General features: G+C 49.7%; 1 rRNA gene. It reads left to right on the top strand.

From position 1 onward, the window contains the following. Position 1: 1 nt before the first annotated feature. Positions 2 to 575: ribosomal RNA gene (locus WMO42_RS13915) — 23S ribosomal RNA — on the top strand; the annotation flags it as partial.

The raw sequence follows: 575 nt of genomic DNA, 5'->3' as shown, positions 1-575 counted from the left end.
TGGTTAAGCTATAAAGAGCACAGGGTGGATGCCTAGGCACTGAGAGCCGATGAAGGACGTGATAAGCTGCGAAAAGCCACGGGGAGGAGCAAATATCCTTTGAGCCGTGGATATCCGAATGGGGGAACCCACTTAAGTAAACCTTAAGTACTGACAAGCCAATACATAACTTGCCAGAGGGAACCCGGGGAACTGAAACATCTAAGTACCCGGAGGAAGAGAAAGAAACATCGATTTCCTTAGTAGCGGCGAGCGAAAGGGAAAGAGCCCAAACCGAGAGATTTATCTTTCGGGGTTAGGACTGCATAATTGATCTGCGATTGATAGGAGAATGGTCTGGGAAGTCCAGCAGGAAAGCGTGAAAGCCGCGTATCCGAAATTGAAAGCAGCAAGGCAGTATCCAGAGTACCACGAGACACGAGGAACCTTGTGGGAATGAGCGGAGACCACTCCGTAAGGCTAAATACTACTCAGTGACCGATAGCGCATAGTACTGTGAAGGAAAGGTGAAAAGGACCCCGGGAGGGGAGTGAAAGAGAACCTGAAACCCTGTGTTTACAAGCTGTCGGAGCACG

This window comes from Lachnospira sp. CLA-JM-H23, from assembly GCF_040096425.1.
Lineage (GTDB): Bacteria > Bacillota > Clostridia > Lachnospirales > Lachnospiraceae > Lachnospira > Lachnospira rogosae.
Note: the sequence above shows the minus strand (reverse complement) of the source record. Positions and strands in the feature narration are given on the sequence as shown.